General features: G+C 34.9%; 1 protein-coding gene. It reads right to left on the bottom strand.

What is annotated here, in order from left to right:
* Positions 1-64: 64 nt before the first annotated feature.
* On the bottom strand, positions 65-1,063 hold a 999-nt coding region (locus tag ACF1AK_RS36470), incomplete at its 5' end, for a hypothetical protein (protein WP_391503097.1).

Genomic DNA, 1,063 nt, shown 5'->3' with positions numbered 1-1,063 from the left:
AAGGTAAAAAACAGGCGACGAAAATACTTGCATAAACGACATAGTTAACGCCCTTCTTTTCATATTAATATTCACTTCCCATTCGCAATTCTTGACCAGTATCTGCATCTATTATTATAGTAAAAAAAACTGGGGGTGTATTTGTGCCTTTTTCATCAGTGGACGTTACATCTTGTTTGGCAGTAAAAACCCATGCAGGCATTAGTTCATAGCTATTGGAATCCTGCTTGGACACAATTGGAACATACTCTAATGCTATTTTAGAAATTGTTATGGGGTCTGTTAATAAGACGTCCTTATACTTGTTTTTAACCATTTTTAAGGCATCTTCCAAGGAACTTGGATTTACTTTATCCTTTATTGTTTTGCCTGTATCATAAATGCCGTCTAAAGTTAAGGCAATTATTCCATCTTTATTAACAACACCTACAACCCGGCTTCCAATAACCGCTATGTCGGCAGCATTATTAAAATAACCTTTATTTGTTATGTTTAGATTGTTATGGACAACAGGAAAGGTGACTACATATGCTTCATCAGCCTTTTCCCATTTGCGAGGATGGCTGCCGTCTTTTTGTTCATAGTCTTCCCATTCACTTTCTAAAGTCTTTAAATCTAAAGCAATTACATCTGGATTTGCAAGATTGGTTACACCGAATTCAGTTGCTGCCTTTTTCACTTGTTCAATGGCTTCATTCCTATTAATGTTTTCAAGTGTTGTTTTATTGTATATTTCGTGCAAATCTGACCGAATATAAGGTTTTGCCCCATAGATAACATCAGAATATTCACGATCACTGTAAATCGAATCTTCAAACATTACACCACCTAATTGTATAGACATATATGATCCATCTGTAAAATCAAAGTAGGTGTCTTTATAGTCTGGTTTAATATCATTATTGTTATTGAAAGTATTTGATAATTGTTTGTTATTGACAAACTCCTGCTTTAACGGATCGTTGTTTAAGTCCTTCGGTGAGATGGAGAGGGAGGGATATTCGTTATTTCCACCACCAGTTATATCTGCTTTTACAAGTAAGTTTTTGTCCAATTCCACATT

Source organism: Kitasatospora sp. NPDC015120, assembly GCF_043080305.1.
Lineage (GTDB): Bacteria > Actinomycetota > Actinomycetes > Streptomycetales > Streptomycetaceae > Kitasatospora.
Note: the sequence above shows the minus strand (reverse complement) of the source record. Positions and strands in the feature narration are given on the sequence as shown.